At 42.0% G+C, this 25377-nt stretch carries 25 protein-coding genes and 5 pseudogenes; 21 read left to right on the top strand and 9 right to left on the bottom strand.

What is annotated here, in order from left to right:
* Window positions 1-190: 190 nt before the first annotated feature.
* The 14 genes and pseudogenes from NBH15_RS29310 to NBH15_RS02350 all read left to right on the top strand — a co-directional run bounded on the left by NBH15_RS29310 (window position 191) and on the right by NBH15_RS02350 (window position 12481).
* The gene (locus NBH15_RS29310) at window positions 191-400 is read left to right on the top strand and encodes a hypothetical protein (RefSeq protein WP_004295287.1); all 210 of its coding nucleotides are present in this window, start codon (window positions 191-193) and stop codon (window positions 398-400) included.
* A 161-nt stretch (window positions 401-561) separates the two neighbouring features.
* Window positions 562-1014 carry a ferritin-like domain-containing protein gene (locus NBH15_RS02405; protein WP_005641945.1) on the top strand — a complete coding sequence of 151 codons (453 nt, stop codon included), beginning with the start codon at window positions 562-564 and terminating at the stop codon, window positions 1012-1014.
* Between the two features lie 102 nt (window positions 1015-1116).
* On the top strand, window positions 1117-1764 hold the full coding sequence (locus tag NBH15_RS02400; protein ID WP_005650034.1) for a MarC family protein: 648 nt from the start codon (window positions 1117-1119) through the stop codon (window positions 1762-1764).
* A 50-nt stretch (window positions 1765-1814) separates the two neighbouring features.
* Entirely contained in the window at window positions 1815-2297 is a 483-nt protein-coding gene (locus tag NBH15_RS02395; protein WP_004295284.1) for a ferritin, read from the top strand.
* 28 nt (window positions 2298-2325) lie between these two features.
* Window positions 2326-3375, top strand: a complete 1050-nt coding sequence (locus tag NBH15_RS02390; RefSeq protein ID WP_004295283.1) for a class I fructose-bisphosphate aldolase — start codon at window positions 2326-2328, stop codon at window positions 3373-3375.
* A 13-nt stretch (window positions 3376-3388) separates the two neighbouring features.
* On the top strand, window positions 3389-4138 hold the full coding sequence (gene gpmA / locus NBH15_RS02385; RefSeq protein ID WP_004295282.1) for a 2,3-diphosphoglycerate-dependent phosphoglycerate mutase: 750 nt from the start codon (window positions 3389-3391) through the stop codon (window positions 4136-4138).
* 67 nt (window positions 4139-4205) lie between these two features.
* Entirely contained in the window at window positions 4206-4634 is a 429-nt protein-coding gene (locus NBH15_RS02380; RefSeq protein WP_004295281.1) for an Hsp20/alpha crystallin family protein, read from the top strand.
* 46 nt (window positions 4635-4680) lie between these two features.
* Complete coding sequence (locus NBH15_RS02375; protein WP_011107618.1) at window positions 4681-5175, top strand: RNA polymerase sigma factor; 495 nt, start codon at window positions 4681-4683, stop codon at window positions 5173-5175.
* A pseudogene (locus NBH15_RS29305) lies at window positions 5141-5215 on the top strand (RNA polymerase sigma factor); the annotation flags it as partial. The gene NBH15_RS02375 and the pseudogene NBH15_RS29305, both read left to right, overlap by 35 nt.
* A 25-nt stretch (window positions 5216-5240) precedes the next feature.
* The gene (gene pfkA / locus NBH15_RS02370) at window positions 5241-6224 is read left to right on the top strand and encodes a 6-phosphofructokinase (RefSeq protein ID WP_004295279.1); all 984 of its coding nucleotides are present in this window, start codon (window positions 5241-5243) and stop codon (window positions 6222-6224) included.
* A 13-nt stretch (window positions 6225-6237) separates the two neighbouring features.
* Window positions 6238-8484, top strand: coding sequence for a cation:proton antiporter domain-containing protein (locus tag NBH15_RS02365; protein WP_008765333.1), 2247 nt, complete (start codon window positions 6238-6240; stop codon window positions 8482-8484).
* Between the two features lie 21 nt (window positions 8485-8505).
* Window positions 8506-11064 carry an alpha-glucan family phosphorylase gene (glgP, locus tag NBH15_RS02360; protein ID WP_008765332.1) on the top strand — a complete coding sequence of 853 codons (2559 nt, stop codon included), beginning with the start codon at window positions 8506-8508 and terminating at the stop codon, window positions 11062-11064.
* A gap of 16 nt (window positions 11065-11080) precedes the next feature.
* The gene (locus NBH15_RS02355) at window positions 11081-11890 is read left to right on the top strand and encodes an arginase family protein (protein ID WP_004295276.1); all 810 of its coding nucleotides are present in this window, start codon (window positions 11081-11083) and stop codon (window positions 11888-11890) included.
* A 54-nt stretch (window positions 11891-11944) separates the two neighbouring features.
* Window positions 11945-12481 carry a methylglyoxal synthase gene (locus tag NBH15_RS02350; RefSeq protein WP_004295275.1) on the top strand — a complete coding sequence of 179 codons (537 nt, stop codon included), beginning with the start codon at window positions 11945-11947 and terminating at the stop codon, window positions 12479-12481.
* A 210-nt stretch (window positions 12482-12691) separates the two neighbouring features.
* Here the strand turns inward: NBH15_RS02350 and NBH15_RS02345 are convergent.
* Window positions 12692-12820: pseudogene (locus tag NBH15_RS02345) on the bottom strand (transposase); the annotation flags it as partial.
* A gap of 128 nt (window positions 12821-12948) precedes the next feature.
* Window positions 12949-13125 (bottom strand): annotated as a pseudogene (locus tag NBH15_RS02340) (Ppx/GppA family phosphatase); the annotation flags it as partial.
* 73 nt (window positions 13126-13198) lie between these two features.
* On the opposite strand from NBH15_RS02340, the pseudogene NBH15_RS29300 reads away from it, so the two are divergent.
* The 4 genes and pseudogenes from NBH15_RS29300 (at window position 13199) to NBH15_RS02320 (ending at window position 14849) form a co-directional block, all read left to right on the top strand.
* A pseudogene (locus tag NBH15_RS29300) lies at window positions 13199-13515 on the top strand (helix-turn-helix domain-containing protein).
* 224 nt (window positions 13516-13739) lie between these two features.
* Window positions 13740-14111, top strand: coding sequence for a helix-turn-helix domain-containing protein (locus tag NBH15_RS02330; protein WP_005641938.1), 372 nt, complete (start codon window positions 13740-13742; stop codon window positions 14109-14111).
* Window positions 14065-14529, top strand: a complete 465-nt coding sequence (locus NBH15_RS29295) for an IS5 family transposase (RefSeq protein WP_005650024.1) — start codon at window positions 14065-14067, stop codon at window positions 14527-14529. Before NBH15_RS02330 ends, NBH15_RS29295 begins: the two co-directional genes overlap by 47 nt.
* 8 nt (window positions 14530-14537) lie before the next feature.
* The gene (locus NBH15_RS02320) at window positions 14538-14849 is read left to right on the top strand and encodes a helix-turn-helix domain-containing protein (RefSeq protein WP_004295270.1); all 312 of its coding nucleotides are present in this window, start codon (window positions 14538-14540) and stop codon (window positions 14847-14849) included.
* A gap of 812 nt (window positions 14850-15661) precedes the next feature.
* On the opposite strand, the pseudogene NBH15_RS02315 reads toward NBH15_RS02320, so the two are convergent.
* Window positions 15662-16507: pseudogene (locus tag NBH15_RS02315) on the bottom strand (amino acid permease); the annotation flags it as partial.
* Between the two features lie 200 nt (window positions 16508-16707).
* Between NBH15_RS02315 and NBH15_RS02310 the strand changes: the two are divergent.
* Window positions 16708-17487, top strand: a complete 780-nt coding sequence (locus tag NBH15_RS02310; RefSeq protein WP_009860472.1) for a potassium channel family protein — start codon at window positions 16708-16710, stop codon at window positions 17485-17487.
* 88 nt (window positions 17488-17575) lie between these two features.
* Window positions 17576-19033: an RNA-binding domain-containing protein gene (locus tag NBH15_RS02305; protein ID WP_350472259.1), complete on the top strand. Its 1458-nt coding sequence runs from the start codon at window positions 17576-17578 to the stop codon at window positions 19031-19033.
* A 53-nt stretch (window positions 19034-19086) separates the two neighbouring features.
* On the opposite strand, the gene NBH15_RS02300 is transcribed toward NBH15_RS02305, so the two are convergent.
* The 5 genes from NBH15_RS02300 to NBH15_RS02280 form a co-directional block, all read right to left on the bottom strand.
* Window positions 19087-19545: a lipocalin-like domain-containing protein gene (locus NBH15_RS02300; protein ID WP_128134924.1), complete on the bottom strand. Its 459-nt coding sequence runs from the start codon at window positions 19543-19545 to the stop codon at window positions 19087-19089.
* A 74-nt stretch (window positions 19546-19619) separates the two neighbouring features.
* On the bottom strand, window positions 19620-20729 hold the full coding sequence (locus NBH15_RS02295; RefSeq protein WP_128134923.1) for a lipocalin family protein: 1110 nt from the start codon (window positions 20727-20729) through the stop codon (window positions 19620-19622).
* An 80-nt stretch (window positions 20730-20809) separates the two neighbouring features.
* Window positions 20810-21274: a hypothetical protein gene (locus NBH15_RS02290; protein WP_128134922.1), complete on the bottom strand. Its 465-nt coding sequence runs from the start codon at window positions 21272-21274 to the stop codon at window positions 20810-20812.
* Between the two features lie 169 nt (window positions 21275-21443).
* A complete protein-coding gene (locus NBH15_RS02285; protein ID WP_128134921.1) occupies window positions 21444-22202 on the bottom strand; it encodes a DUF4469 domain-containing protein in 759 nt (252 codons plus the stop codon).
* Window positions 22203-22695: 493 nt separating this feature from the next.
* Window positions 22696-23631, bottom strand: coding sequence for a tyrosine-type recombinase/integrase (locus NBH15_RS02280; RefSeq protein WP_244050494.1), 936 nt, complete (start codon window positions 23629-23631; stop codon window positions 22696-22698).
* Between the two features lie 101 nt (window positions 23632-23732).
* Here NBH15_RS02280 and NBH15_RS02275 point away from each other — a divergent pair, with 101 nt between their 5' ends.
* On the top strand, window positions 23733-24311 hold the full coding sequence (locus NBH15_RS02275; protein ID WP_128134920.1) for an ORF6N domain-containing protein: 579 nt from the start codon (window positions 23733-23735) through the stop codon (window positions 24309-24311).
* Between the two features lie 97 nt (window positions 24312-24408).
* On the opposite strand, the gene glsA is transcribed toward NBH15_RS02275, so the two are convergent.
* Window positions 24409-25374, bottom strand: a complete 966-nt coding sequence (gene glsA, locus NBH15_RS02270) for a glutaminase A (RefSeq protein ID WP_009860470.1) — start codon at window positions 25372-25374, stop codon at window positions 24409-24411.
* Between the last annotated feature and the right edge of the window lie 3 nt (window positions 25375-25377).

Below are 25377 nucleotides of genomic sequence, written 5' to 3'. Positions count from 1 at the left end.
TTATAATAAACATTATGAAAGCAACTTGTTTTAAAAGCGAGACAACTGTCTCCAACGACTTTCCCCCTTTGTTTGTTACTGTCTTTTGTGGAATATTCTATCCTTTCATTTCCATTCCTGTCTCTTTCGGAACATACCGTTCATTATCATACAAATTACATGCCAAAGCACTTTTCTGCCTTCTCCTGCTATGGTACTAGATAATAGTAACTCCCCCTATCACATAGAGGAAGAACTTTGGTTACAGATACTTTCTCTGTCAAGAGAGTTGCAGGAGTGTAAAGCTAGTCTGCACCATAATACTTTGGACTGTATTTCCGATAAGATTGAAGGAATAGAAAGAGAACTGGATGTCTTATTGGATATTCTGCAAGGGAGGCAAGACAAAAAGACATCATAGTGCTATTTTTTATGACAATTTGTCTACACCGATAAGTTATCCTATTATTTAAGCCTCGTTTAAGAATTCCGTTTTATGGGTTACCCACAATCGAATGGAATTTTTATATACTGAGAATAACACATGATATTAGTAATGGATTTTCAATATTCAGAGTGATAATGGATAAACGAATAGAAAACGCCATGAATGAGTTGATCAATACAGAAATATGGTCAACCGGTTTATACCTGTCATTGCAGGTTTATTTTGAAGATGAACGGCTTCCAATACTTAGCTCCTGGCTGAACTCCCAAGCACAGGACAATATGAACAAGGTTTATCAGATGATGAATCGGATATGCCATGATGGAGGATGTGTTGTAATCAATGAAATGAAACGGGATACACATGAATGGACAACGCCATTGAATGCCTTGAATGAATTGCTTGAACATGAGCAGTACATATCACGTCAGGTAAACACATTTCTCATATTATGCTGGAATGTAAGCATGTCCTTCCATTCTTTCATCAGCGGGCTGTATGCAGACCGTATATATGTAAGTACGGCATTTATGGAATTGTTACGTATCCTCGCCAAGGAAAACGAACGGAAACTACCTTATTTTTGACGGTATGGATTTAAGATTGATGTTATGCAAAATTTAATATTGCAGAATGCTATCTGGTATGTTTTTTGCGATATAATAATCGATAATAAACTATATGTCATCATGGATATATTTGTATATTTAACATTGTGTTTCACTTCGCTATTCACCTTGATGGACCCTCTTGGAGTGATGCCGGTATTCCTGCAAATGACTGATGGAATGGATACGAAAGAACGCAGATATATCGCCTTGAAAGCATGTACCATTGCATTTATCATATTAGTCCTTTTTACATTATCGGGCAGGTTTCTGTTTCATTTTTTCGGCATCTCAACAAACGGATTCCGGATTGTGGGAGGTATCATCATCTTTAAAATCGGATATGATATGTTGCAGGCACATTTTACCCATGTGAAACTGAATGAAACTGAACGAAAAGAATATTCCAAAGATATAACCATCACACCTCTTGCCATTCCGATGTTATGCGGTCCGGGAGCGATTTCCAGTGGAATAACATTGATGGAAGATGCTTCGGAATATACTTTCAAAATAGTATTGCTTGGCGTAATCGCTTTGGTCTGCATTCTTTCCTTCTTTATTCTGTGCGCGTCCACCCAGCTTTTAAAAATCTTGGGAGAGACGGGAAACAATGTGATGATGAGACTGATGGGACTTATTCTAATGGTGATCGCCGTGGAATGTTTTATCAGCGGGATACGTCCGGTATTAATTGAAATCTTGAAACAAGCCCATGCTTGTTCTTAAAGAAGAGAGATAATTTGGATTTATTATTAACATTAAAAGTTTGATTCATCATGACTGAAAAATTGCAAAATGCTCTGAATGAGCAAATCACAGCAGAATTATGGTCTGCCAACCTGTATTTATCAATGTCTTTTTATCTGGAAAGAGAGGGCTTTTCCGGAATGGCTCGCTGGATGCAGAAACAGTCTGCAGAAGAGACCGGGCATGCATATGCCATTGCCGGGTACATGATTAAGCGTGAGGCAACCCCGAAAGTAGACAAGGTCGATGTGGTTCCACAAGGTTGGGGTAACCCTGTTGAAGTATTCGAGCATGCTTTGGAGCATGAAAAACATGTTTCCAAACTGATTGATGAGTTGGTACAGGTAGCATCCGAAGAGAAAGACAATGCCACTCAGGACTTCTTGTGGCAATTTGTTCGTGAGCAAGTAGAAGATGAAGCGAATGTACTCAATATTGTTAGTCATCTGAGGAAAGCCGGAGACTGTGCTATCCTTTTTATGGATGCAAAACTGGGTGAACGGGAGTCATAAACCAGAATAATCAATAAAAATAAATAAAATGAAAATAGTAGATTTATTGGGAGGAAAGGCTGAGTACTACCTGAACCATACATGTAAGACGATAGACAAACAACTTATCCATATTCCGGGACCGGATATGATAGATAAGGTATGGATGAATTCCGACAGGAATATCCGTACATTGGAAAGTTTGCAGGCTTTATACGGACATGGACGTCTGGCCAATACGGGCTATGTATCCATTCTGCCTGTAGACCAGGGCATAGAACATTCTGCAGGAGCGTCTTTCGCCCCCAATCCGCTTTATTTCGATCCCGAAAACATCATAAAGCTGGCCATTGAAGGAGGGTGTAATGCCGTGGCATCCACATTCGGTGTGTTGGGCGCCGTGGCACGCAAATATGCACACAAGATACCTTTTATCGTCAAGCTGAACCATAATGAGTTGCTGACTTATCCGAACAGCTACGACCAGGTAATGTTCGGTACGGTGAAAGAGGCATGGAACATGGGAGCCGTAGCTGTCGGTGCTACCATTTATTTCGGTTCGGAACAAAGCCGCCGCCAGATAGTGGAAGTGTCACAGGCTTTTGAATATGCCCACGAACTGGGAATGGCTACTATTCTGTGGTGCTATTTGAGAAACAGCAGCTTCAAAAAGGATGGTACCGACTATCATGCCGCTGCCGACTTGACAGGACAAGCCAACCATATCGGGGTTACCATTAAAGCCGATATCGTGAAGCAGAAGCTCCCATCCAATAACGGCGGTTTCAAGGCTATCGGATTCGGAAAGACAAACGAGTGTATGTATTCGGAACTGACCACTGACCATCCGATAGACCTTTGCCGTTATCAGGTGGCGAATGGCTATATGGGACGTGTCGGATTGATTAACTCGGGCGGTGAATCCCATGGGGAATCCGACCTGCATGATGCTGTCGTAACGGCAGTAGTAAATAAGCGTGCAGGTGGTATGGGGCTGATCAGCGGTCGTAAGGCTTTCCAGAAACCGATGAAAGACGGAATTCAACTTCTGAACACCATTCAGGACGTATATCTGGATTCTTCAATAACCATTGCATAAAGAAGAAGTATCCATGAAAAGAATAGTGTTATTACGTCATGGCGAAAGTCTATGGAACAAAGAAAACCGTTTTACTGGATGGACGGACGTGGATTTAAGCGAGAAAGGAGTTGAAGAAGCCTGCAAGGCAGGCGATGCATTACGGGAGGCTGGATTTTCTTTTGAGGCAGCTTACACTTCTTACTTGAAACGTGCCGTAAAAACGTTGAACTGTGTCTTGGACCGGCTGGATAAAGACTGGATTCCGGTTGAAAAGACCTGGCGGCTGAACGAGAAGCATTACGGTATGCTTCAGGGACTGAATAAGAGTGAAACAGCGGTCCAATATGGTGAAGAACAAGTACACATCTGGCGAAGAAGCTATGACGTGGCTCCCGCTCCGGTAGGCAAAGATGATCCCCGTAATCCGGGCATGGATATCCGCTATGCCGGTGTACCAGATAGCGAACTTCCCCGTACGGAATCCCTGAAAGATACTATTGGGCGTGTCATGCCTTACTGGAAATGCATCATCTTTCCCGCATTGATGTATAAGGACAGCCTGCTGGTAGTCGCCCATGGTAACAGCCTGCGCGGAATCATCAAGCATCTCAAAGGAATTTCCGATACGGATATTTCCAACCTGAACCTGCCTACGGCAGTTCCTTATGTCTTTGAATTTGACGACAGGCTGGTTCTTGTCAAGGACTACTACCTTGGAAACCCGGAAGAGATACGGAAACGGGCAGAAGCTGTGGCCAAACAAGGGATGGCTAAAAAATAAAAATCTGTCTATCAAGCAGATGCTTTTTTTTAAGTTTTAATTATTAACTTTTAAAGAGGAGGTAAAAATGGTACCTGTAAAAACAAACCAGAATTGGTTACCGAGTATTTTTAACGATTTCTTTGACAATGAATGGATGGCAAGAGCAAACGCTACGGCTCCAGCCATCAATGTGATTGAGAATGAAAAGGACTACAAGGTAGAACTGGCAGCTCCAGGAATGACCAAGAATGATTTTAAGGTAAGTGTGGATGAAAGCAACAATCTGGTAATCTGCATGGAAAAAAAGGACGAGAAAAAGGAGGAGAAGAAAGACGGAAAATACTTGCGCCGTGAATTCTCCTATTCCCGATTCCAGCAGAGTATCCTGCTGCCGGATAATGTGGAAAAAGATAAAATTTCGGCCAAAGTGGAACACGGGGTCCTGTTTATCGATATTCCCAAAGTCGTAGATAAGAAGGTTCAGGAAACCACCAAAACTATTGATGTCAAATAAGATATCTTGATGAGACTCTACAGAAGGCATTTCTTATTATCAGGGAATGCCTTCACCCGGATATTTGAATTCCAAAATAAATATAATGAGAGGATTTGATTTCGATAAAGCGCTGGTAGCCCTTCAGAATGAACTGCATTGTTTTGCATATAAACTGACTGCTGACAAGGATGAAGCAGAAAACTTGTTGCAGGAAACAATGTTGAGGACGTTGGATAATAAGGATAAGTTTGATTCCGGTACGAATTTTAAAGGCTGGATGTATACCATCATGCGCAATGCATTTATCAATAATTGCCGGACAAAGAAAATACGAGGGAATTTATATGTATTATCAGAACCTGAATATCATTTCCTGTTAAGGGACGACTCTTTCATTTTCGTGGATAACGGGCATGATGCAAAAGAGATAAGGGAAGCCCTTAAAACATTGCCTAAAGCGCATTATGTCGTTTTTATGTTGTACCGGAGTCAAATATCGGGAAATAGCCGCAAAGATAGGAGTGTCACTGAGTACGATAAAAAGCCGTATCTTTTATAGCAGAAAAAGGCTAAAACAGTTGCTTTCTAATTTTGCCTGATTAATTAAAATATAAAAAACAAATTATGGATAACAAGTATATTGGAATTCTGACTTCCGGAGGGGATGCTTCAGGAATGAACGCGGCTATCCGTGCCGTGACCCGCGCCGCCATTTTTAACGGATTTAAAGTGAAAGGAATTTATAGAGGTTACGAGGGGCTGATTGCCGGTGAAGTGAAAGAACTCACGACGGAAGATGTAAGTAGCATTATCCAGAGGGGAGGCACCATACTGAAAACAGCTCGCTCCGAGACTTTCACCACTCCCGAAGGACGCAAGAAAGCTTATAAGGTCATACAGAAAGAGAACATCAATGCTTTGATAATTATCGGTGGAGACGGTTCCCTGACGGGAGCCCGTATCTTTGCGGAGGAGTATGATGTGACGTGCATAGGATTGCCCGGCACCATTGACAATGACCTATATGGTACCGATTTTACCATAGGATATGATACGGCATTGAACACCATTGTGGAATGCGTGGATAAAATCAGGGACACGGCAACCTCCCATGACCGTATCTTCTTTGTCGAAGTGATGGGGCGTGATGCGGGCTTCCTGGCACAAAACAGCGCAATAGCTTCCGGTGCTGAAGCGGCCATCATCCCGGAGGACAGGACGGACGTGGACCAGTTGGAAACATTCATCGGGCGCGGATTCAGAAAGACGAAAAACAGCAGCATCGTAATTGTGACCGAAAGTCCTGAAAACAAGAATGGAGGTGCCATATATTACGCCGACCGGGTAAAGAAGGAATATCCCGGGTATGATGTCAGGGTTTCTATCCTGGGCCATCTGCAACGGGGTGGTGCTCCGAGTGCCAATGACCGTATACTGGCAAGCCGGCTGGGTGAAGCCGCAATCCAGGCCTTAATGGAAGGCCAGCGAAATGTTATGATAGGCATACGGAACAACGAGATTGTTTATGTTCCTTTTGTCCAGGCAATCAAAAAGGACAAGCCTATTGACAAAAGCCTGATCCGGGTCCTTAACGAATTATCGATCTAAAATAACCGTTAATATGTCAGAAGTTGCTCCTTTAATATCGGATCTTGCCATAATTCTGATTATTGCCGGTATTGTAACCGTCATTTTCAAGTGGCTGAAGCAACCGGTCATATTGGGCTACATTGTAGCCGGTATTATGGCGGGTCCTTCCGTTTCTCTGGTCCCGACTGTTTCCGATCCTGCCAATATCAAAATATGGGCGGACATCGGTGTCATTTTTCTGCTGTTCGCGATGGGACTGGACTTTTCGTTCAAGAAATTGATAAATGTGGGCATTACGGCTATCGTTGCCACTGTCACTATTGTATGTGGCATGATGTTCATAGGTTATACAGCGGGGAATGCAATGGGGTTCTCCCACATGAGCAGTATTTTTCTGGGTGGAATGTTGTCCATGTCGTCCACGGCCATCGTATTCAAGGCCTTCAATGACATGGGACTTCTCCAACAGAAATTCACTGGCATTGTCTTGGGGATTCTTGTTATCGAAGATCTGGTGGCTGTAGTGATGATGGTTGTTCTTTCCACGTTGGCGGTAGGCAAACATTTTGAAGGGAAGGAGATGCTGGAAAGTATATTGAAGCTGGCCGCTTTCCTGATTTTCTGGTCGGCATTGGGTATCTATCTGATACCTACCCTGCTGAAGAAGATACGCCGTTTCACCAGCAACGAGATTTTATTGATAACCTCTCTGGGACTTTGCCTGGGAATGGTGATGATTGCGACAAAAGCGGGATTTTCTGCCGCATTGGGAGCCTTTGTCATGGGGTCCCTGCTGGCAGAGACCGTTGAAGCGGAAAAAATCGTACATATCGTACAGCCGGTAAAAGACCTGTTCGCTTCCATATTTTTCGTGTCGGTAGGAATGATGATCGATCCTGCCATGATGTGGGAATATGCCGTCCCTATTCTCATCCTGACATTGCTAGTACTGTCCGGTCAGGTACTGTTCGGGAGCTTTGGTGTCTTGCTTTCCGGCCAGCCGTTGAAAATTGCCATACAGTCCGGCTTTTCACTGACACAGGTCGGTGAATTCGCATTCATCATCGCATCTTTAGGCGTCAGTCTGAATGTTACGGACAAGTATCTCTATCCGGTCATAGTGGCAGTATCTGTCATAACGACTTTTCTTACCCCCTATATGATATGGCTTTCGGAACCAGCATACCGGTTTATAGACATCCACATGCCTGAATCCCTGAAAGATTATCTCGTACACTATACGTCCGGGGCAATGACTGTAAAACACCAGGGTACTTGGCATAAACTGATCCGGTCTATGCTGGTGTCTGTCACACTCTATCTGGTCGTATGCGTTTTTTTCATCACTTTATATTTTTCCTATGTGCATCCTTTGATTAGGAAAAGTCTGCCGGGAATGGAAGGGAACTTGTTGGGCTTCATCATCATCTTTCTTGTCATATCCCCGTTTCTATGGGCCATCATCATGAAAAGGAACAATTCAACCGAGTTCCGTAAACTCTGGACGGACAACAAGTTCAACAGAGGGCCTTTGGTATCAATAGTACTTGTCAAAATACTGATCTGCACGATTATCATGATGAGTATCATTACCCATCTTTTCAATGTTGCCTTGGGAGCCGGGTTGGTAGTCTCTTCCATTATCATTGCCGTCATTTATTTTTCCAAGCGGATCAAGAAACGGTCGCTGACTATAGAGAGACAATTTATGGCAAACTTTCAGGGGACGGACGGGAATGGACTTTCTACAGAAAGTGATACAGGCTCCACCTTTGGCAGCAATATCCCGTTCAAGGAATTACATTTGGCGGATTTCACAGTATCCCCTGATTCCATATATGTGGGCAGAACATTAAAAGAAAGCAGCTTGCGCACCTTGTTTCAGATAAATGTGATTTCAATCACCCGTGGAGAAAAACGCCTAGATATACCACAAGGGGAAGAACATCTCTATCCATATGACAAGGTTACGGTCGTAGGTACGGACCGACAGTTGGAAAGCTTCCGGACATCCATGGAGCAAAAGAAGGTAGAAAGGAACGGGAACGGAACATCCTCGCAGGATGAGATGGAAATAGGGCAATTTCCTGTCGAAGGAGGTTCACCATTGATCGGAAAGACGATCCGGGAGGCAGACATATCGGATAGCATCATTATCGGAATAGAGAGGAGTACCGTGAATATTATGAATCCAGACCCTGATACAATTTTCAAGGAGAATGATACGGTATGGATTGTCGGTAAACGAAAAATAATAAAAGGACTGAATAAAGATTAGGACTTATTTAATTAAAATGTCATGGAATATTCAAGTTATAATGTAAATACCCCTCAGTGGAGGGAGATTACAGTAGGTTCACATCTTCCTGCAGAACTGCGAAAACTTGCAGAAATCGCACATAATCTCTGGTGGACATGGAATGATGACGCAAAGAAACTGTATTGTGATTTGGATTCGGAACTTTGGAAAGAGGTGGAACAGAATCCGGTATTGTTTCTGGAGCGGATAAATTATGAGAAGCTTGTAGCGCTGGCACATGATGAGAACTTTGTCTATAAAATGGATGCCGTCTATTCCGCCTTCAAAAAATACGTAGATGTGGAACCGGATCACCAGCGCCCGTCAATAGCTTATTTCAGCATGGAATACGGCTTGGATGAAGTCCTTAAGATATATTCCGGCGGTTTGGGAATGTTGGCGGGGGATTACCTGAAAGAGGCGTCGGACAGCAATGTGGACCTTTGTGCCATAGGACTTTTGTACCGTTACGGTTATTTTGACCAGTCGCTTTCCATGGACGGCCAGCAGACAGTCAATTATAAAGCGCAGAATTTCGGGCAGCTCCCGATTGAAAAGGTAATGCAACCGGATGGGAAACAACTGGTAATCCACGTCCCCTATGCCGACAGTTTTGTGGTACATGCCAATGTTTGGAAAGCCAGTGTGGGGCGTATTCCCCTTTATCTGCTGGATACGGACAATGAACTCAACAGTGAGTTTGACCGCCCTATCACTCACCATCTGTATGGAGGCGACTGGGAGAATCGGCTAAAACAGGAAATACTGCTTGGCATAGGCGGGATGATAACGCTGAGAGCTTTAGGTATAACGAAAGATGTATATCACTGTAATGAGGGGCATGCCGCACTGATCAATATCCAGCGGCTTTGTGATTACATAAATGGCGGCTTGAATTTCGGGCAGGCCATGGAGCTGGTACGTGCTTCCTCACTTTATACCGTACATACTCCCGTACCCGCTGGTCATGATTATTTTGACGAAGGGCTTTTCAATAAATATATGAAGGGATATCCTGGCAAGTTGGGTATAACCTGGGATAACCTGATGGATCTCGGGCGTCACAATCCGGGAGACAAGGAGGAACGTTTCTGCATGTCTGTCTTCGCCTGCAAGACCTGCCAGGAGGTAAACGGTGTCAGCAAGTTGCATAAATCGGTATCCCAGCAAATGTTTGCGCCGATCTGGAAGGGATACTTCCCGGAAGAGAACCATGTGGGTTATGTAACCAACGGGGTACATCTGCCTACCTGGTGTGCGGCAGAATGGAAAAAGCTTTTCAAGGACAATTTTGATGAGAATTTTTTCTGCGACCAGTCCAATCAGAAAATCTGGGAGGCCGTCTATGGCATCCCGGATGAAGAGATATGGAATACCCGGTTAAAACAGAAAGCAAAATTGCTGGACTATATCAAAAGCAAATGCAGCAAGGACTGGCTCAGGACTCAGATTGATCCGGCATTGAGCGTTTCCATTTTTGAGAGATTCAATCCCGATGCTCTTCTAATAGGCTTCGGACGCCGTTTTGCTACATATAAGAGGGCTCATCTTCTGTTCACGGATATAGACCGACTTGCCAGGATTGTGAATAATCCGAAATATCCGGTACAGTTCATCTTTGCAGGCAAAGCCCATCCCAATGACGGTGCCGGGCAGGGGCTGATCAAGCAAATCGTGGAAATATCCCGGCGTCCGGAATTTTTAGGTAAAATCATATTCTTGGAGAATTACGACATGGACCTGGCACGCCATCTTATCTCGGGGGTGGATATTTGGATGAACACCCCTACGCGGTTGGCAGAAGCTTCGGGTACGTCGGGCGAGAAGGCATTGATGAACGGTGTGCTTAATTTCTCCGTGCTGGACGGTTGGTGGTATGAAGGATACCGTAAGGATGCTGGATGGGCACTGACTGATAAAAGGACTTATCAGAATGAACAGTACCAAAACCAGCTGGATGCCGAAGCCATCTATTATTTGTTGGAGCATGACATCCTGCCACTGTATTACGAGCATGGGGGGAAGAACTATTCGGAAGACTGGGTCAAGTATATCAAGAACTCAATCGCACAAATCGCTCCCCATTTTACCATGAAAAGACAGTTGGACGACTACTATGACAGGTTCTATAACAAACTGTCAGAGCATTTCCACATTCTGGCAGCCGACAACTTTGCGAAGGCGAAAATGATGGCTGACTGGAAAGCAAACGTCCGAAGCAGATGGGATGCCATAGAAATCAAATCCATAGAGGCAGGGAATGGGCTGAATGCCACGGTTGAAGCCGGAAAGGAATATGAGGTGACGGTTGTCGTTGATGAGAAAGGCCTGGATGACGCAATCGGAATAGAATCGGTCATTATCAGGCGTGAAGACGGTCAGGATCACATATATGAGGTTATTCCCCTTTTGCCGGTTTCCAAGAATGGGAATTTATATACCTTTAAGGCGACATCCGGCATTTTCAACGCTGGAAGCTTCAAGCAGGCCTTCCGTATGTATCCCAAGAATGCTTTGTTACCTCACCGACAAGATTTCTGTTATGTACGATGGTTTTAATGAACAGTAAAAGGATATGCAAAAACAACGTATGAGCGGGCAAAATCAAAAAACAGATAAACGGATAGCATGGCCGATCATCATCATGAACTTCACGGGAGTGTATGACTACGAGGCGTTTGCCCGGAACAATAAATTTATATGGCTGGATTGTCGTCATCTTTATGGTACAGATGGCTACTGTGACAGGGAGGGGGCTTTGGCTTTGAAGGGGATGATTGCTGATTATCCGGCGGAGGGAGTCCATTTCATCGATTCAGGCAATTATCATTATTTGACTAAATTCTGGACAGACAAACTTGAAACTCCGTTTTCGCTGATTGTGTTCGACCACCATCCCGATATGCAGCCACCGTTGTTTGACAACATACTTTCTTGCGGAAGTTGGGTAAAGGATATATTGGACCATAACAACAACTGCAAGAAAGTAATTATCGTAGGTTCTTCAGACAAACTGATACAGGCTGTGCCGAAAGGATATGAAAGACAAGTTCGGTTTTACAGTGAAACTACGCTCATGCACGAAGAGGGTTGGCAGAACTTTTCTTCCGGACATATCAACGGACCGGTTTACATTTCCATAGACAAGGATGTCTTGAATCCGGCTTCGGCAGCAACAAACTGGGATCAAGGTTCTCTCAGCTTATGGGAATTGGAGAAACTGCTGGCTGTTATTCTTCAGAAAGAACAGGTAGTAGGCATTGACATCTGTGGGGAATGCTCCACAACACTCAATCTTTTTGAAGAAAAACGGGAAACCGTCATGGATAGCCAGGCAAACAAAGAATTGCTCAGATTTATCCGGTCATCCTCCGGCCTTCAATAGAATTAGTTTTTTTGTTATTATAATTATCATATAAAAATAAAATAATTTAGCTTTATGGAAACAATTGTTCGTAGAATTGGACTTGTTGCACACGATGCAATGAAAAAAGACATGATAGAGTGGGTTCTCTGGAACTCGGAACGTCTGATAGGACATAAATTCTATTGTACGGGTACAACCGGTACACTAATTAAAAAAGCCCTTGAAGAAAAACATCCTGAAATCAAATGGGATATCACAATCCTGAAATCTGGTCCTTTAGGAGGTGACCAGCAAATTGGTTCGCGGATCGTAGAAGGAGAAATAGACTATCTGTTCTTTTTTACAGATCCGATGACACTACAGCCGCATGATACGGATGTGAAAGCATTGACCAGACTGGCTGGAGTTGAAAATATTGTTTTCTGCTGTAACCGTTCGACTGCGGACCACATTATTACGAGTCCCTTATTCACTGACCCAACTTACGAACGTATTCACCCGGATTACACTAATTACACGCAGCGTTTTGAAAACAAGGGAATCATATCTGAAGCAGTGGAGCAAGTGAAAAAGCGGAGGAATAAAAGTGAGAATAACATTTCTAAATGAACTGTAATAAGTAGTAGAATATTTATAAGGCTATCTAAGAAACAAGTTGTTTACATCTTTCAGAATAGGTATCAGCTGAATAGTAATCTGCTAAGTTTGTGTCAAAACGTTGGCACAAACTCTTTTATATTTTACAGTTCTGCTATATTTTCTTTTGGCTATGCTGCTTTTTCCAGGGGCAGCGGATTTTTCCGGTTGGCAAGCTTTCCTTTAAGCGTATAGCCTAGCCAGTCTGAACATGAAGAATTTCAGATCAGCCACCCCTCTAAACTGGCTTCGAAGAGCTTTGATTTTAGCATTGAACGACTCCGCTGAAGCATTTGTCAATCGTTCTTCAAAATTTTAGGGGAAATACCTAAAGATACAAAAAGCCAACTAATTCGCAATACTTTTAGTATGAATTAGTTGGCTAATTTTATAGGATTTACTGAATATCCCCTAGTTAAAACAGCTATGCACAATTCCTTTTATTCCGTTTTCAGGTATATGGCATACAAATTGTCAATAATACCATCTGCTAAGCCAATGACCGGAACATGGATATACTCAGCTTTGACAATACCTGCAATTATCAGAAATATCTCAGCGGCGGGAACAATAACATCTGCACGGTCAGTTTTCAGATTAAATTCTTCCATGCGCTGTTATACCGGCACCACGAGTGACCGTTTCTCCGGATGGTATGAATTTGAAGTATCAACATAAAATCGGATTGTTATGGAAACCGTATGTTTTGAAAGGAAGGCGTTCGAGGAATTTGCCATGAAAATCGAACGGTTCATACATAGGGTGGAGGGAATCCCCATCTGGATTTGAAAGGCGTGAAGAGGACGGCTGGCTGGCTCGACCACCAGGATGTCTGCCTGAAGCTGAAAATCAGCAAGCGCACCTTGCAGACCTTGCGGGATAACGGCACGCTCGCCTATACCAAGATAGGCAACCGTACCTATTACCTGCCGGAAGACGTGGAGCGTATCGTCACGAAAGTGGAGGACAGACGCAAGGATGCACGCTACAGGGGGCACACCATTTGAAGGAATTGAACTGAAGTATCAACAAAAGACAAATGAGCAGTATGTATAATAGAGTTTATATCGAATAATTGATTAAAGCGTTCTTTGATTTATCTTTGTGATCTAAAAAGTTCAATTGATGTATTACGACAAGATTCGCCACCGTCATAGCCAAGTGCTTGCTGCGACAGGATTAACTCCTGCTGAGTTTGACGCTTTGCTAATAACTTTCAAGTACCATTGGGATGAATATTACAGCCATTTTACCTTGGAAGGTAAAGTGCGCCAACGTATATCTTACAACAGTGTTGTCTCTGATTCAGGACAAAATGTTCTTCATATTGGTATATCTGAAGACCAATCCCCTTCAGGAACTCCATGCTATTCAGTTTGAGATGACCCAGCCCCAGGCCAATAGATGGATTCACCTTCTTTCTGAGATTCTCCGGCGTACATTGAAAACGCTTGGTGAATTGCCTGACCGTAACTCCAAACGTCTGATACACATTCTTCAAGGGTGCGAAGAAGTCTTGTTGGACGGAACCGAGCGACCTATTCAGCGTCCTTTGGATGAAGACTGGCAGTCTGCATGCTATAGTGGTAAAAAAAACTCATAGCATAAAGAATAACCTGTTATGTACTAACAATCTTCGGATTGTATGGTTGAGCTCCACATACAAAGGTCATGTCCATGACAAAAAGATTTGTGATGAAGAACCTCTTCTACTTCCCAAAGGTATTAGGCTCTGGCAGGATACAGGTTTCATCGGACACAAACCGGATGGAGTTGAAATATGCATGCCCAAAAAGAAACCTAAAGGGAAAGAGCTTACTTGTGTTGAAAAACAAGAGAACAAGCGGATTTCCGGAGTTAGGATTAAAGTGGAGCATGCCATAGGTGGTATGAAAAAATGCCGTATTGTCAAAGAACGATTCAGATGCCATAAATTCGGTTTCGAAGATATGGTGATTCTTATTGCTTGTGGATTACACAACTTCAGAATCAGTCACAAAATGAGTCATATAACAAATTAATCTATATAATGTTTAATGAATTGAAAACGAAAGACGATGCGTGGATGCAGTCCATCCACGAGCGTATCGACCGGCTGTCGGCGATGATTGACGGCATTTTCGGAGATGGCGCGGTTCCGCCAAAAGAAGACGTGTACCTGTGCGACAGTGAGGTGGCGTGTATGCTGAAAGTCAGCCGCAGGACATTGGGCGAGTATCGGAGCAACGGCACGCTGCCTTACTATGTACTTGGTGGCAAGGTCTTGTACAAGAGGAGCGAGATCGAGCAGGTGTTGGAACGGGAATATAGGAGTGTCGGCAAGGCGCGGGGAAGCGGATGAAGATTCCATTTACCTGTTTTTTACGCACTTGTACAGGCTGCGGGCATTAAGACTGTCCGCATAAAGGCTGGACGTTTGCGTGCGCCAGCCACAGACTGTTTTTTAGAGGTGAGGGAGTTTGCCGTCTGGAAAAAGAACCTCTTTTTGGACTTTGGCACAAAGTCGTCCCCTGCCCGGTATCAGACTGTAATTCCTGTATGCAATCCTTTTCTGACTGTTCTCGTAACAGTCTGTTTCAATCCTGCCTGACCTTTGTTTACTTTCCATAAAGAGACTGTACCGCCTTTGTGACCGGGATATGAAACCGAAAGATTGTTTTTGACGGTTGCTAAAAAAGAAAAATCAAAGGTGTTTTGCATGTTCCGTAAAAAATCGTACCTTTACATAAAGTGAGTTGCACATCAACGCAATTGATGCAAGTATGTAGAAACCAGAACGGTTGCCAACTCGTTACCTCGTTTTTTGATGATCCGCATAAACTTTTATTCTTAGCGGATTATGTGATTCTTTCAAAAATAATCTCTATTTTGGGAATACGGCTTTCTGAATATCGGAAATTCTATGTGCCTGCCGTTTTACATCCCCTCCCTACAATCTACAACGACATGCTATCAGAACACTTCCCCATAAAATTTCTATTTTTCCTGTGAAATTATTCTCTTATTCAAAAAAAATAGTATCTTTGTCCTATAAAAGTTGTTCATAAGTATGAGACTGTAAAGTACTGAAATTAGCACAATCTCCAAATCGTTACCTTAGACTTTTCAGAACTTCCATAAGCGTTTGTCTTTCAAATTAATCCATCAAATTGATAAGAATTTAAAGTAATTGTCGAAACCGACCAGCAGACTCTGTGTCAGGTTGATATCTTTCTGAGGAATAATAACACCCAGAGAGAAAGTACCTAATACGAAGATAAGAACAGTGATCAACGCCCCGATAAATACGGCTTTCGGATAGTTCTTAGAGGGATTTTCCACATCCTTTACGTGGATACCTCCCATCTCCATACCTGCATAAAACAGGAAGATACTGGAGGCCAGCACCAGGTTGTCGAATTTAGAGAAATCAGGGAAGAAATCACCATGGAAGTCCATGTTTGAATGACCGCCCATAGACAGGTAAACGATTCCGAGGATGATCAACAGGGCAGCCGGAAGGATCGTACCGACAATACCACCCACTTTAGCAACCTTACCAACCCAACTTAACCCCTTCAACGAAATAAAAGTAGCCAGCCAGTAAATGATCAATACCACAGCCAGCGTGTACATTTTGTTTGAAGCCAGTGTCATATCATGCGCATCATTCATCCCGATAAAGGCGATGGAAACAGCACCGAAGGTCAACACGGTAGGATACCAGATCGTACTTTCAATCCATTGTACCCAGATAGCGAGGAACCCCCATTTCTTACCGTAGGCTTCCCCCACCCATCGGAAAACCCCACCTTGTTTATCCTGGAACATAGCTGCCAACTCGGCTGCCACCAGCGACGTAGGGATCAAAAATACGATTGCCGCGAATAAGTAATAAAAGGCTGAACTTAATCCGTATACAGCCTCGGCAGGTAGTCCGCGGAGAGACACTACCGCCGTAACATTCATAATTGCAAGAGTAAAAACTCCAAGTTTTACTGCTTTTCCTACATTTGCCATGAATTTTACTGTTTAAATGTGAATTTTGTATTGTTTAGTTTCGCTTTAAATATGTCAGTAAAACAAATCGTTATTGTGTTAGTTTGTCAACAAGATGTCAAACTAGGTTAATTAACAGAATAGTGTTAAAAACAAAATCGCGGTATCCTTTGTTAGATAATCTAAAATATTTCTGTCTAAACGCCTAATTATTAAACGCAATGAAGTCTGCTTTCAATGACATTATTTACGAGAAAAGAGGAATATACGGAGTCTTGCATGTTATTATTTTGCTACTCTCCCTTTTCCTTATTGTAGTCATCTCAGTCGATACATTTAAGAACATCCCTTTCATGACACAGGGTTCCTATCTGAAGATACAGTTCTGGATCTGCATGTTCTTTATTGCCGATTTCGTTTTGGAGTTTTTCTTATCAAAACGTAAATTATATTATCTGCAAACCCACTTTATTTTCTTAATCGTATCTATTCCTTATCTTAATATTATCAGTTATTACGGAATTGAATTCTCCCCGGAAATCACCTATTTCCTGCGTTTTATCCCGTTGGCACGCAGCGGATATGCACTGGCTATCGTAGTAGGATGGCTATCTTCAAACAAGGCTTCAGGACTATTCGTATCCTACCTGACCATGTTGCTGGCAACGGTTTATTTCTCCAGCCTGATATTCTTCGTGATCGAACATAAGGTAAATCCGCAGGTCACCGGTTATGATGATGCTCTTTGGTGGGCCTTTATGGACGTTACGACAGTTGGCTCAAATATTTACGCCGTCACACCGACAGGACGGATACTATCGGTTCTGCTGGCTGCACTGGGAATGATGATGTTCCCGATCTTCACCGTTTATGTAACCAGTCTCGTACAGAACGCGAATAAACGGAAGAATGAATTATATAATGAAGATAATACGCCGCAACCGGAAGCAGCAAAACAGACGGCATCGAAACCTGCGGAAGGGGGGAAAATAACATCATAGAAAACAAGCCCGCTTCACTATAAAAGTTATCTTTGTAATCAACTTAAATCAATCATTTTATAATGATTAGAATATGAAATACACAAACATGGAAATATTAACACTCGAGAATATCAGGGAATTAGTTAGCCAAACAGAAACCGGGCAAATAGAGTTTAAGGAAACAACCGGACAATTAGAACGGGCAATGGAGACTTTATGTGCCTTCTTAAATGGAAAAGGCGGAACTATTCTATTCGGAGTTACAGACAAAGGAAAAATTATCGGGCAGGAAGTCAGCGATCAAACTAAACGCATAGTTGCAGATGCGCTTCAACGACTTGAACCTTTAGCAGCTGTTGAAATAAGTTATATTCCACTACCCGATAATTCTGAAAAGAAAATCATAGTTATCCATGTTGAAGAACAAAGATATACCCGCCCATTTACCTACAAAGGTCGTCCATATATACGAATAGAAAGTACGACTTCTACAATGTCCCAGTCGACATACAATCAATTACTCATGCAACGCGATGAGGTTCGTTTTGGCTGGGAAGCGTTAATAAATGAAGACTTAAAACAAGAAGACCTTGATAAAGACGAGATTTTAAAAACTGTACGATTAGGCATTGAAAGTGGTCGATTACCGGAATCTACAGCACTGACAGATATAACTATTATTTTGGAGAAATTAAAACTGTCTAAAAATGGGCAACTAAAAAACGCTGCAGCAGTGTTGTTTGCTGATGATACCTCCAACTATCCACAATGCCTATTGAGAATGGCTCGATTTAGAGGTATAAACAAAGATGAATTTATTGACAATCAACGCATATACGGTAATATTTTCAAACTACTAGATGCTGCAATGGCATTCTTTTTCAAACATTTATCTTTATCCGGAAAGATAAATAGTGTAGAACGGGTAGAAGAATTAAATGTTCCGGTGAAAGCTTTAAGAGAAGGTATTATCAACGCTCTTTGTCACAGGCAATACCATTCTCCGGGCGGATCTGTCGGAATTGCTATTTATGATGACCGTATAGAAATAGAAAACATAGGTACTTTCCCTACAGATATAAGCATAGAGAATCTAAAATCCGAACATCGTTCCGAACCTCAAAATCCATTGATCGCAGATGTTCTATATAAAAGAAAAGTACTGGAAAGTTGGGGACGTGGCATCGGACTAATGATAAACGAATGCAAAAGAGTAGAACTTCCGGAACCTGAATTTCATACAAACGGTAATTTCGTGTGGGTTATATTCCGATATGCTAACCAAGTTAGTGACCAAGTTAGTAACCAAGTTAGTGACCAAGTTAGTGACCAAGTTAGTGACCAAGTTAAATCACTATTATCTATTATTGGTCAAGAAACATTATTGGTTACTGAAATAATGGAAAGACTTTCACTTAATCATCGCACTTATTTCCGCAAACATTATCTGAACCCAGCATTGCAAGCCGAACTAATTGCACCTAAATATCCAAAGCCAAATCATCCCAAACAGAGATATTACCTTACTGAGAAAGGGAAAGCCATTAAATTAACTTCAGATTAAAAAGAGATAATTTACCCGCTGGTTTAATAATATAAAACCAGCGGGGTTTCATATTAATCAATTTTTTGGTAAGTGAACGTTTCCGTTCCCAAAAGAGTTTCCGGTCCTTTATCATCAATAAAAGAGTGTTCAATCGTAAAAAGCGATGATGATAGCTCAATTATTTGAACTTCATACTCTTCACCAAATCCCCAATATAATAAAGTAAGTTTGTCATCTTTCAATATCCATTTTCCATAATTATCCCAATGATAAATTGATTCATCAATTAGCTTACAATAATTATGACATGTACCATCTTCGTATAGTTCAACAATATCATATTCATCAGAAATTGAATATTTCTTAATTTCTTTATCACCAGTATTGTCCTCACATTCATAACGAATCATTACCCATTTTCCAACCAATATTTCCTCACTCAGTTCTTTATCATCATCACTACAAGAAACCATCATTAAGGTCATACACACTACAAAGAATGTCATAAATGTAAATACATGCTTTTTCATTTGTTTGAAATTTATTATGCTATACCCTATTATAGCAATGATTAATACAAACGATACCTAGGGTTGTGTATCATTTATTCATGTTTATATACAATATTAGAGCAATACCTTATCCCTGTTAAAACATCTTCCAAATAAGCATAATAATAGTAACAGGAATAATTAATAACATATTTCGTTCCCTTTTCTTTACCTAATATACCCAAATCATCATTTACTACTCGTCCGAAACCAGAAGTAAGAGGAGCATAAAAGTATAATGTAAAAACATCGTTTCTCGTTATATTATAATCCACAGCTATCTTATCTTTATCTTTGGAATAATAAGCCGATAATTTTATATCTCTTCCCACACTCTGAACCTTCATCTCATCAAAATAAACAAATTCAGATCCCACTAGAGCGTAAGCACGAATATAATAAGTAGTACCAGCAGCCTCTTTAAGTTCACATGTTACTCTACCAGATTCTTTATTTGGATTCAAGGTACTACCTTCTGTCGAATCAAAAACTGTCGGATTCGGTTTTGTACTCCAACAATATCCCATTTGTCTCATTTTAGAAATATATTCCTTATCTAAAGTAAAATCAACAATAATTTTATCCTCATAAACTTCATATATCTTTGATTTTATTGTAGCAGATGGAATATTAGGCACATCGGGAGTAACCGGATCATCGGGGGTATCGGGATCATCCGGATCTACAGGTTTATCCGGATCTACAGGAGTGGATACTGATTTGACTTTTCGATAGGTCATAATGTAAGTATATTCCATACTGCCATCAGAAAAAATACCATGGTCTTCAAAAGAAAGTACAGACGAACTTAATTCTGTTATAGTTACAGTCCTTCTGCCTTCACCATAATAGAAAAGGGTTAAAGCATCTCCGCTCAACTTCCAGCGACCGGAATCATCCCAAGAGTCACAAAAATTACGGCAATAACCATCTTCCTGAAAATTTATAATATCGTATTCTTCAGATGTGCTGTAATGATCTTCTTCATATTCTTCATCATCTTCATAAATAACATGAGTTAAAACCCAATTACCGACTAAAAGAGACTCGTCATATGTATTTTCATGTTTATTATTACCTTCATCATCTTTACTACATGATAGCAAAGAAATAACTAAAGACATAAAAAACGACGCAATAAAATAGAATTTACACTTTCTCATTTTTATAGAATTATTATGCTACAACTTATATAAATGTTGTAGCGTTTGATTACTCAGTGATGACAATAAAAATTAGATTATTAAATAGCGTTATCATCAATCGTGAATGCACCTGATGATTTATATTCGTCAGTTGTAATATCGTATATACGATAGGTACCTTTTTGAGGACCTGTAAAAACCATTTCTACACGTCCTATATACCCACCATAACTGATATAATCACCTAAAGGAAATTGATACCTTATTGAAACCCAACATTCAGCCTTATTATCTCCTGTTTTTGTATAATCAAACGTCGATTCACCATAAGGAATAGCACCATTATTAATTACAGCAATAATATCACCTTGTGAGATAGCTACCTTAAAAATCAATTTAGACTTACTATTATAGAATTGAAAAGAATGTCCTTCTGCTATTTTTAAAGCATATCCATCTTTTTCATTTCCATAATCGTTATCCTCATCGTCAGAACATGATGTCCCCAAAAAAGAGACCAAAAGAATAAATAAGAAACCAATCAAATTCTTGTACATATTCATAATCTACGTGTATGTTTATTTACATTTAACATATTTTAGGCGCATCGACTCACCAACGTTGGCGAGTAAGGCTAGCTGGAGTTGGCGAATGAAAGTCGCTACCGTTAGCGAGATTGTATCGCCAATGCTAGCTAGCCATAGTCGCTAAAGAGGACGAGCCGATACATTGTTATTCTATTTCAGGACGATCGCCGCCACCGCCTGATGGCTGACTACCAACATAGAGCAATACCGGAAATAGATAAGTACGAGGTTCTTTCACCAGCTTGTTGCTTGACCCGTATTGGGTAACGATACTCAACGTGTATTCGCCATCTTCGAGGGTTGGCATCATGACGGTTAGTTCAGAAGGATTGTTATGAACTAGCAACGGACATTTCTGTGCAGTACCGCCTGTTTTTGTAAAGAAAATACCTATGCTGGCATCATCACCTGCCACTTTGATATTAGAGCCGCTGATAACGGCAGGGGCGGAAGAAGTGAGTTGGGTATTCATTTCGCCGGTGGTAGAATCGGTAATCGAATTGATGATTGGGCCCGTGACAGCAGGGCGGGTTTCAATCACTACGTTTTTCAATGTGTCACGCAGTAATTTACCGGGTACATAACTGGCGGTGAGTTTGTTTTTAGAAGGGTCGAAAGCTGCTTTTTCACCTTCGAAAGGACCTGTGAGGTTCGCCATGTACTGGCCTACACCGTCAACAACGCTTTTACCTTCGGCAATAGCCGTTACCTTTTCCTGATCGCCCATGCCCAGGATATACTCGATTGTATCCAATCGCAATTCAGAACCTCTTGCCAGGATGCGTTCGGCAATCTGATGGTTTCGTACTGTTCCTGTAATACGGGGCTTCGCTGTGTAATCGCCTTTTCGCTCCGTGACGGCGTTGTCGTAAAGATCGGCAGTCAAAATGATTTTTTCAGCCATAATAATAAATAATTAAGCCTGTTGGTTGGACAAGGCGTTACCTGTGTGATCAGTAACCTTATTTGTGAAATAAGGTATCAGTTTATCTTATGATTATCATAACAGAGAGTAACTTCCTCCCCTCTCGAGAGGGGGTAGGGGGTGTGTAAATTGTTGTACTAAAGCACGAACTACATAGATTGACGCGGATATTTAACTGTTTTATCTGTGATTTTCTATCTGGATAGTCTTTATTTAGAGTATTAACACACCCCCTGCCCCCTCTCAAGAGGGGAAAAGATACCCTCCGCCCCGCTATGTCCATATCTCACCAAAAACTGCCTGAATCTCACCTTTTTGCCTAAATTGTCCCCCACCCACTTAATTATAAGCAGATAAGTTTGTCCTTGTTTAAATAAAATCCCTATATTTGCCCCGTCCCCACACTAGTATAAACTTTGTTTTTCACAGCTTGTATCAAACGGGACAAAACACCCTTATTTCACAAATAAGGTTACACCCTCACTCCTACCAGGACATCCAATCCTTTTGTAATAATCTCATTGGCTGAATTGAGTCTCGACTGATCGAGTGCAGCCAGATAGTGACGTGTCGTCCGCTCCGATGTATGTCCGAGTGCCTGGCTGATGATGGCTACCGGTGTGTCGTTGTACAAAGCTGCCGTCGCCCAGGTATGCCGAAAGACGTACGAGGTGAGGCAAACCGGGACGGAAAGGCGCAATCCAATCTCCACCAGACAACCGTTGTAATGGTGCAATGCCTGTTTATAGGCCTCATGTAGCCGTTCGCCTTCCGCCTTTTCGGGCAACACAGGAAAAAGATAGCGGCTGTCGGACAATACATATTTATCAAATAGCCGTTGCATGCCGGGAGTAATACCGACACGCACCAGAACCCCCGTCTTGCAACGGTTGTAGACCAGTTCATTATCGACAATATTATCGCGGGTAAGGTGTGCCAAATCGATGAACGGCATCCCGCAGGCAAGGAAGGAGAAAAGAGCGAAGTCCTTCGCTGCCTGTAATTCCGGTTCGGCAGAGAGGTCCATCCGAGCAATTTCTTCCATTGTCTGAATACGGAGGGCGCGTTTGGCCGTTTCCTCCTGCCGCAGGTTGAGGTGGGCAAAAGGCGAGAGGCGGTCGGCCGGCGCCAGTTCCTCACGGACAGCAGTGTGATAGATAGCACGGAAACTGCTGAGGTAACTGTTCACCGAATTTGTTTTCAGATGTCCCAGTGCCAGAAGCCAGTCATAAAACCGGTCTATCATACCAGGGGTTATCGCGTCAAACGAAAGTTTGTCGGTCCCCCAAAACCGCAGCAACCAGTTGGAGGAAGCGCGGTAAAGATCGGCGGTCGAATATTTGCCCGCCTTGCGTTTACGTTTCACCAACGCATCGGCGTAGGTGAAGAAGGTTGTTGTCATAAGCATAATAATAGTAACTATAGAAAGAATCTGAATTAAACCGTATTGTATATTAATTGAAAATTATACCTTTGTTGGTATAGTTTAATAATCAAAATATATTAATTATGAAAAACAAAGAAGAATTCCAATTAATCCAAAACAAGATTTATGAAATAAGAGGACGTAAAGTCATGATCGATAGCGACCTGGCTGAATTGTATCAAGTCGAAACACGCGTATTAAATCAAGCAGTAAAGCGTAATATAGATCGATTTCCCGAAGATTTCATGTTTCAATTAACAAGTCAGGAATGGGAGAATATGTCATCACAAATTGTGATGACATCACATACCAAACGCCCAAAATCAGCTATTCCATTTGTTTTTACCGAACATGGTGTAGTAATGCTGTCAAGTGTACTTCGCAGTAATATCGCTGTACAAACAAGTATTCTGATAACACGTGCTTTTGTTGCTATCCGACAATTAATAATTGATACTCCTGCAAATAAAGTACAGGAACTTCAACATGAATTGAAAGAACTAAAAGAATACATTGAAGAAGTATTTATTGATTACAACGATATAAACGAAGATACCCGTATACAACTGGAATTGATAAATAAAACATTAGCAGAATTGCAGGTACAAAACAAACTGTCCAATAAACCCCGTAACCCGATAGGATTTATTAAACCTAAATAACGAAATCTACAAAACGCATTCTATTCATATAAAACAAGCCTCCCGCCCTTTGAACGAGGGGCGAAGAGGCTTGCCAATTAAAAGAATAAACTGTTTGTTATTCAGTTATTGTAACCCGGTCGCCATTGAAAATGGACAGACCCAGTTTATTCATTATATATTTGATGGCCAATTGTGCTTTTACAGAATTACCCGCGCTGTCAATTGGAGGGGCAAAGGCTGAGATACCGAACAGGCCGGGCATCACTCCCATCACACCACCGCCTACACCTGTTTTTGCAGGGATACCGGAAGTGTACAACCAATCGCCGGTATGTTCGTAGAAACCTACGGTGGCAATCAGCGAAGTAATCTTCGGTGACAATGAACCGTCGAATATCTGCTTTTTGGATACCGGGTTCAGGCCGTCGTTGGCAATCGTTGCTCCGCAGACAGACAATTGGGCAGCTGTGATTCCCAACGAACACTGGCGGGTATACAGGTCGAGCGACATATCCGGGTCATCGTAGATACGGTTGTAGTTCTTCAGCAACCAGGCAATGGAGCGGTTGTTGAAGTTGGTAGCCGATTCCGATTTGTACAATTCGTCGATCAGCTGAGGCGCACTGCCGCAAAGGTCGGTAATATTGGCAACGATGGCATCCCATTTCTTAGCCGAGTCGCCTATTGGCTGAACCATACTACAGGCAGTGATTGCACCGGCATTGACCAACGGAGTAGACGGATGGTCTTTCTCCAGCAGGATAGCCATGATGGAGTTGAAAGGTAGTCCGGTTGCATCGGCACCAATCATTTCCAACAATTTCTGTGCACCGTACTGGCGCAATGCCAACACAGCGGTATGTACCTTTGAGACGGATTCTATACCGAAACGATATTCGGAATCGCCCAACTGGATAAGTGTCCCATCCATCAGGCAGATACTGATACCGAACAAGTTCTTATCTATATTTGCCAGATAAGGAATGTAATCGGCATTCTTACCGCCTGTGTTCGTCTTGAACATTTCATAGGCTTCCTGGGCCACTTCTTTTATTTGTGAAACGGAAATCTTTTTATCCATACC

The organism is Parabacteroides caeci, assembly GCF_023656795.1.
GTDB classification, from domain to species: domain Bacteria; phylum Bacteroidota; class Bacteroidia; order Bacteroidales; family Tannerellaceae; genus Parabacteroides; species Parabacteroides segnis.
This window is presented reverse-complemented; position numbering and strand designations above follow the sequence as displayed.